The organism is Mycobacterium sp., assembly GCF_049683935.1.
Classification (GTDB): Bacteria; Actinomycetota; Actinomycetes; order Mycobacteriales; family Mycobacteriaceae; genus Mycobacterium.
Window position 1 is genome coordinate 1 of sequence record NZ_JBAUJR010000218.1, and the last position, 7,843, is coordinate 7,843.

At 67.6% G+C, this 7,843-nt stretch carries 5 protein-coding genes; all 5 read left to right on the forward strand.

Annotated features, from left to right (window positions below):
• Window positions 1–287: 287 nt before the first annotated feature.
• The 5 genes from WA965_RS12580 to WA965_RS12600 all read left to right on the forward strand — a co-directional run bounded on the left by WA965_RS12580 (window position 288) and on the right by WA965_RS12600 (window position 7,813).
• A complete protein-coding gene (locus tag WA965_RS12580; RefSeq protein WP_526295482.1) occupies window positions 288–2,273 on the forward strand; it encodes a lipocalin family protein in 1,986 nt (661 codons plus the stop codon).
• 184 nt (window positions 2,274–2,457) lie between these two features.
• A complete protein-coding gene (locus WA965_RS12585) occupies window positions 2,458–3,429 on the forward strand; it encodes a GGDEF domain-containing protein (protein ID WP_526295480.1) in 972 nt (323 codons plus the stop codon).
• 82 nt (window positions 3,430–3,511) lie between these two features.
• Complete coding sequence (locus WA965_RS12590; protein WP_526295478.1) at window positions 3,512–5,743, forward strand: molybdopterin-containing oxidoreductase family protein; 2,232 nt, start codon at window positions 3,512–3,514, stop codon at window positions 5,741–5,743.
• A gap of 29 nt (window positions 5,744–5,772) precedes the next feature.
• Complete coding sequence (locus WA965_RS12595; protein ID WP_526295476.1) at window positions 5,773–6,528, forward strand: hypothetical protein; 756 nt, start codon at window positions 5,773–5,775, stop codon at window positions 6,526–6,528.
• Between the two features lie 49 nt (window positions 6,529–6,577).
• Entirely contained in the window at window positions 6,578–7,813 is a 1,236-nt protein-coding gene (locus tag WA965_RS12600; RefSeq protein WP_526295474.1) for an FAD-dependent oxidoreductase, read from the forward strand.
• Window positions 7,814–7,843 lie beyond the last annotated feature (30 nt).

A 7,843-nucleotide genomic window follows, 5' to 3' on the forward strand; every position in this document is an offset into this window, starting at 1 on the left:
CCGACACCACCGGTAGCACCGGCAAAGGCGGCGACGGCGGCTCGCAATCTGGCACCGGCGGCAGCGACGGCGCCGGCGGCAGCGACGACTGAAGCGCGGCCGGCGATCACGCGCTCAGCCCCGAAAGTACGCTTTCTGAGGCATTTCTCGAGTAGTGCCGTCAAGAACCGTGCGCTCGAGGCGGATCCGGTGCACCACTGCCGCACCGCCACCCCGCAAAATGACGTCTCGCTGACGTTGCTGACAATTAGCTGCACGTTCGACCGATCCACGGTTTAATTCCGGCCGTGACATCGACGCGTTGGGCGATCTGGCTGGGTACCTTCGGCGCGGGTGCGTGCATCGCACTCGGCGCCGGGCACGGTGTCGCCGCTGCTGACACGGACTCCTCCGACAGTGGTGGTTCGACGAGTCGATCGACAGGACAGGACTCGTCGCAGACCTCACGCGATTCGTCGGCCAAGGGCGACGACGCCGACAGCACAACGGACGCCTCCAAAGATCCTGCGTCGGCGCCGTCGTCCAAGCGCTCGGACAAGGCAGCGGAGCAATCCGAATCCGAGTCCCCGACGTCACGCACCGAGTCCGACCGGACGCAGCGCGAAGCCGACGAGGCCGAAACCGACGACAGCGACGACAGCGACGACACCGCTTCATCCGACGCCGAGACAGCCACGACGACAAAGCGTTCGGCGGTGTCGGAACCGGTGAGCGCCACCACCGAACCGGCGGTCGCACCCGAGACGTCTTCCCCGCAGGAGAGTTCGGCCGAAACGGCGACCGTCGTCACCGAACCGGTGCCGGACGTCGTCGAACCCACTCCCGTCGAGACGACGGTTGTTGCTCCGGCAGCCGCCACCGTCAAGACCGCGGCGAGCGCCTCGGCCACCGTCGCCGCGGCGCAAACAGCTGTGCAGTCGGTCACCGGCGTCCAGACCGGGCGCGCCCAGCTCACGATTCCAGTCGGCCCTGACGGGTACACGACCCGCGCGGACTGGTACCTGCCGACCCAGGCGGACGGTTCGGTGGCGGCGACGGGCGTGATCTGGCTGCAGCACGGCTTCTTCGGCAACAAGCTGTTCGTATCCGCTCTGGCGAGGACCCTGTCGCAGCAGACGAACAGCATCATCGTGGCCCCCAACCTGCCGTCGTTCGCGCCATGGTCGTGCGCCGCCTGCCAGATCAACTCGGTGGAGATGCAACAGGCTGTGGCCAGCATGTTCCTGGGCGATCGCACGTCGCTGAACACCAGCGCGACCGCGGCCGGACTCCTGAGCAGCCTGCCTGGAAGCTTCATCCTCTCCGGTCAATCGGCCGGCGGTGGGCTCGCGACCGCGGCCGGCGGCTTCTACAACGCCGACCCCCTCAACGAGGGTGACCTGCGCGGTGTCGTGATGTTCGACGGCGTCTCCCGGCTCGGACTGACGGGTGCCCTGCAGAGCCTCGACGACCCGTTCATCCCCGTCTACCAGATCGCGGCGCCTCCTCAGCCGGGCAACGCCTCCGGCGTCACCACCACGGAACTGGTGGCCGCCCGCCCCGGGCAGTTCGTGGGAGTGACGCTGGCCCGGGGTTCGCACGCCGACTCGCTGATCGGCGCCAACCCACTCGTCGACTTCTTCTCTCAGTTGGCGACGCGGTTCTCCCCACCCGGCAACACCCAGGCCGTCTACACGCTGGCCACCGGCTGGATCAACGACCTCTATCAGGGTCTGGGTCCAGCCGACGGCAACGGCATCTACGGGGCGCCCAGCGACTACATCGTCATGGGCGAGACCGCGGCGGTGGTCCTCGGCCCCCCGCCGGTCGTCGACCTCGGCAGCTATCTCGGCACCTGGTACGAGGTGGGCAGCGTCAAGCAGTTCTTCTCGATCGGGCTGGTCAACACCACGGCCGTGTACAGCCTCAATCCCGACGGGTCGATCAAGGTCGAGAACTCCGGCAACTACTTCTTCAACGATGGCCCGCAGTCGACCATCACCGGCGTCGCGTTGCCGGTCGACACCTCGAACAACAAGCTCAACGTCCGCTTCTTCGGTGCTGCCTCGGCCAACCCGCCCGGCAACTACTGGATCGTCGACCTCGACCCCGACTACCAGTGGGCAGTTGTCAGTGACTCGACCGGTCTGAGCGGATTCCTGCTCAGCCGGACCCGGGTCGTGTCCGACGATCTCTACCAGGAACTGCTGGACCGGGCGTCGGTCAGCGGTGTCAGGGGATGGATCACTCGGACCCGGCAGCCCGCCGCCACCGCGGACACGGCCACGGTCTGACCACGCTCGATCCACAGGCGCTTGCAGGACCCCCTGCCAGATCAGTTTGCTGGCCGGTACAGTCGCCCTGGGGGTGCGGGGCGGCTTGTTACGAATACAGCGGTGGTGGCAGGAGCCTGACCACTTCGATTGGACCACACAGTTCTTGAGGCAGCGGGGCCTGCTGCGCTCAGCGCGGATTGTGATGGCCATCGTCGCCTCCTCGGCGGCTCTGGTTCCGCTCAGCTTCCTCGGTGGGCTGCGCTGGCCCCCGCTGCCCCTCATCGCACTCGGCGTGGTCGGCGCGATCATCACCATCGGGATGACCGCGTTCTGGCTCGCCCGGTGGCCGACGCGACGGCAGTCCGAAGCCGCTGTCACCACCGGGGTTCTGCTGATCGCCGTCTGGAGCCTCGCCCAGCCCACCCCCGCGGTTGCGCTTCTGGCGTGCACGGCCACCGCCGTGACCGGCGGATACATCGCCTTCTTCCACAGCACCAAGCTGCTGCTGTTCAACTTTGTGGTCGCCATCGCGATCGCGACGACGGCCTCGTGGCGGTTGGCCGGAGCGACCACCGTCGGGACCGCGATCGCGGCCTTCTGGCTCGTCTGGTTCCTCAATCTGACCGTGCCGCTGTCCATTCGGGGCATGGCCCGGGCGATGGGCACGTTTGCCATGCGCTCCGACGCCGATCCGCTCACCGGCCTGCTGAACCGTCGAGGCTTCGCGCAACGGGTCTCCAGTGAGCTCGTCGGTCCGCATTCCACTGGCAGACACCTGATCTTGGTGATGGTCGATCTCGACGACTTCAAGCTCGTCAACGACACGCATGGGCACGCCGCCGGTGACCGGGCGCTGCAAGCGGTGGCCGAACTACTGCGGCAACACAGCCCGCCCGGTGCAGCCATCTGCCGTGCCGGCGGTGAAGAGTTCCTGATCGCGGTGATCACCGACGGCAACACCGCCGGTTCGATTGCGGCACAACTGTGTACGGCGATTGCCGCACTTCCGCACGAGGTGACCGCAAGTATCGGCACCAGCGGGATGCCACTCCAAACGCTCCGAGGTCGAAGTAGCGGATCGCTGCTCGACGAACTCATCGCGGCGGCGGACGCGGCGATGTATGCCGCGAAACGCAACGGCGGCAACCGAGTGCAGCACGGTGCGAGGCCGTAGCGCCGGTTCCTCGGGGACCGCCGAAAGTGACGTCTCGGCGAAACCCGACCGTACTACCGCCCCGCAGCCCTATGCTGAGCGGGTGCTCAGCATTCCAGAGTCGACCATTCCAGCGTCGACAACGTCCCCGGGTATCTGCCGCATCTGCTCCGCGCACTGCGGAGTGCTGGCCACCGTCACCGACGGCCGGCTGACCAAGGTCACCGGCGACCCCGACAACCCGATGTTCCTGGGCTACACCTGCGCAAAGGGCCGGGCGCTGCCGGAGATCCACAACAACCCCGCCCGCCTGCTGCACAGCCAGAAGCGACAGCCCGACGGAACGTACGCACCCATCGAGAGCGAACGCGCGATGGACGAGATCGCTGCCCGCCTGCGCGACCTGATCGAACAGCACGGACCCCGCTCGGTGGCGATGTACCTGGGCACCAACGGCCTGCCCTACCCGGCGAGCCCGCTGATGGCGAACGCGTTCCTGCGGGGCATCGAGTCGCCCATGTTCTTCACCGCCAACACCATCGACCAGCCCGGCAAGCAGATCGCCCTGGCCGCACACGGGCATTGGCTCGGCGGCGACATCAACTTCAACGAGGCAGACAGCTGGCTGCTGGTCGGGACGAACCCGATCGTGTCCAAGGCGATCGGCATCCCGGGGCAGAACCCGGCCCAGCGCATCAAAGAGGCGATCGGTCGCGGCATGAAGCTGATCGTCATCGATCCGCGGCGGTCGCAGACGGCAGCGCGCGCGGCGATCCACATCCAACCCCGCCCGGGTGAAGACGTACCGATCCTGGCGGCGATGATCAACCTGATCATCCGCGAAAATCTCTGCGACACAGATTTTTTGGAGCAGAATGTCGTCGGTTTCGACAAGCTCGCCGACGCGGTGTCGGCGTTCACCCCCGAGTACGTCGCCGAACGCGCCGACATCCCCGCCCAGCAGCTGATCGATGCGGCGCACCTGTTCGCGACGTACGGCACCCGCCCCGGCATGGTGAACTGCGGGACCGGCGCCAACTTCGCGATGCACGGCAGCCTGCTCGAATACCTCGCGCTGTGCCTGACCACCATCTGCGGACGTTGGCAGCGCGCCGGCGAACCCGTCACCAGGCCCAACACGCTGATGCCGGCGTACGTCGCCAAGGCCCAGGCGCTGGCGCCCTACGAGGGATGGGGCTACGGCGAACGGCTGCGGGTCCGCGGCCTGACCGACACGGTCAGCGGGATGCCGACGGCCGCACTGGCCGACGAGATCCTGCTCGAAGGTGAGGGCCAGGTGAAGGCGCTCATCTGCATCGGCGGCAACCCGATGGCGGCCTGGCCGGACCAGCGCAAGACCCAGCGCGCGATGGAGACCCTCGATCTGCTGGTCACCCTCGACACCGAGATGTCGCTCACCTCGCGACTGGCCGACTATGTCATCGCCCCGATGATGCAGATGGAGACACCGGCGATGACGCAGGGCAGCGAGCTGATCAAGTACTACGCGGCGGGCACCGGTATTCCCGCCGCCTACGCGCAGTATGCGCCGAGATTGGTCGATCCCCCGGAGGGTTCGGACCTCGTCGAAGAGTGGAAGTTCTTCCTGGGCCTGGCCAAACGCATGGATCTCACGCTGTTCTTCGTCAATTTCTTCGGCGGAGGCGGCGGGCGGTACATGGAGTCGCCCCCGATCGTTCTCACCATGGACCGCAACACCGACCTCACCACCGAGGAACTCTTCGCCGAGATGTGTGCGACCGCGCGAATCCCCCTCGCCGAGGTCAGCAGCCACCCCCACGGCAAGATCTTCGACGTCGACGCGGTGGTCCAGGACGCGGATGCCGACTGTGAGGCTCGACTCGACATCGGCAACGACCACCTGCTGAGCGATCTGGCGGCGACGCTGGCCGAGGACTTCCGGTCGGCCCGCAACAACACCGAGTTCCCGTACCGGCTGATACCGCGCCGGCACGCCAACTTCATGAACTCATCGGGCACCAGCCTGGCGAAACTGCACCGAGGCAAGCCCTACAACCCGGCCTACATGCATCCGGACACCATTGCCGCTCTCGGTCTGCGCAACGGTGAAGCCGTCACGATCGCCTCGCCTCACGACAGCATTCCCGGGGTGCTCGAGTCCGACGACACCCTGCGCCCCGACGTCATCGCCATGCATCACGCCTTCGGCGGGCTCACCACCGAGGATGCCGAATTCCGCTCCCGCGGAAGTAATGTCGGGCGGCTCGTCCCCACCGACATCGAGTACGACACGATCACCGGCCTGCCCCGTCAGGGCAACATTCCCGTGAGCGTGACCGCCTGCGGAGTTTAGGCGATGTCCGCAGGGGACATGATGGAGCAGTGAATCTCCTACCGACCCCCGAGGTGACGATCGACGACGACGCCGTCGAGGACGCCCTGCGGCGCGCCGTACAGATCATCAACCCGCTCCTGGATGTGCTGTGGGGAACCGATCCGCTGGGCCTCAAGCGGCGCCGCGCCGACGAGGATGCCGGACCGCTCGACAAGGTCGCCGACGGGGTGGCGTGTGTCCTGAATGCGGCGGACGTCCCCGGCACGCTGGCGTGGGACGACATGGACACCGACGCCAGGATCAACTGGTGGGTGCGCCGCGTCGGTTCGGTGAGCACGATCGCGGTGGCGTTCCCCGGGGTCTTGGGGGCGGTGGGACGCCAACTGCCGATCCAGGACCTGCTCGGCTTCGCCAGCCAGGCCATCGTGCTGTGCGCGGTGGCCCGAGAACTGGACGTCTCGGACCAGAAGTCCCAGGTGCGGATGCTCGCCGAGGTGCTGTGCCACCGCGACCTGTCGAACGTCGAGAACAACGCCCCCGCCGACGAGCCGGCGGCAGCGATCCCCCGCACGCCGATGGGCATCGCCAAAGCACTGTGGAAGCTCGTCGGACTGTTCGACGCCATCGGCGACGAGCTCGCCAAACGACCGCACTCTCGCGCGCCATTCCGATACCTGGGCATGCTGCCCGGAATCGGTGCGATCGCCGCCTACCTGGGTGAACACGGTGCGCTCGCCCGGGCCGCCAAGGCCGGGCGGGAGTGGATCGAACGGCATCAGGCGACACCGTCGCCACCAACCTGATCCCGTCGAATCCGATTCTCGACCGCCGCGGATCAGCCACCATGGAGCAGTGACCGAGAAGACGACCTGTGCGGTCGTCGGCGGCGGCCCGGCCGGGATGGTGCTCGGGCTGCTGCTGGCGCGCGCCGGCGTCGAGGTGACCGTGCTCGAGAAGCACGCCGACTTCCTGCGGGACTTCCGCGGCGACACCGTGCACCCCACCACGTTGCGGCTCCTCGACGAACTCGGGTTGTGGCCGAAGTTCGTCGCGCTGCCGCAGAGCCAGATCAACAAGATCACGTTCGACGACAGACCCGGGCACTCGGTCACGCTGCTGGACTTTCGGCGGCTACGCCAGCCGCATCCGTACATCGCGATGGTCCCACAATGGGACCTGCTCAATCTGCTGGCCGCCGCTGGTGAAGCCGAGCCCGGCTTCACCCTGCGGATGAGCACGGAGGTCACCGGTCTGCTGCGCGACGACGGCCGGGTGACGGGGGTCCGGTACCACGGGGTGGATGGCCCCGGCGAACTGCGCGCCGACCTGACCGTCGGATGTGACGGGCGCTCATCGGCAGTGCGTGGCGACGCCCGGCTGCAGGTCCGCGAATGGCCGGTCAGCTTCGACGTGTGGTGGTTCCGGTTGCCGCGGCGTGAAGACGAGCCCGGCTACACCCTGTTCCCCCGGCTGGCACCGGGCAAGGCCATGATCGTGATCCCACGGGAGGGTTATCTGCAGATCGCCCTGCTCATTCCGAAGGGATCCGACAGCCGCATGCGGGCCCGCGGCCTCGCGGCGTTCCACGCCGATGTGCTGGAACTACTTCCCGAAGCCGGCGAGACGGTCCAGGCGATCACCACACTCGACGACGTCAAGCATCTCGACGTACGAATGAACCGGCTGCGGCGCTGGCACACCCACGGGCTGCTGTGCATCGGTGACGCCGCGCACGCCATGTCGCCGGCGGGTGGGGTGGGAATCAACGTCGCCGTGCAGGACGGAGTGGCGACCGCGCGACTGCTGGCCGAGCCGCTGCGCCGGGGCACGGTGACCGATCGTGACCTGGCCGCGGTGCGACGCCGCCGCGTCGTACCCACCGCGGTGACGCAGGCACTGCAGCGCCAGATCGACAAGCGGTTACTGGGGCCGATCCTGCGCGGCGACGACAGCGCGGGCATACCGACGACGCTCGTGCGTTTGGTGGAACTCGTCCCATGGCTCGCGGTGATCCCCGGCTACCTGGTGGGTGTCGGAGTCCGCCCGGAACGGGCCCCGGAGTTCGCGCGCCGACCGGCCAAGGGCTGAAAACGCCAGCCGGTTCGATCGGCTGTCCCC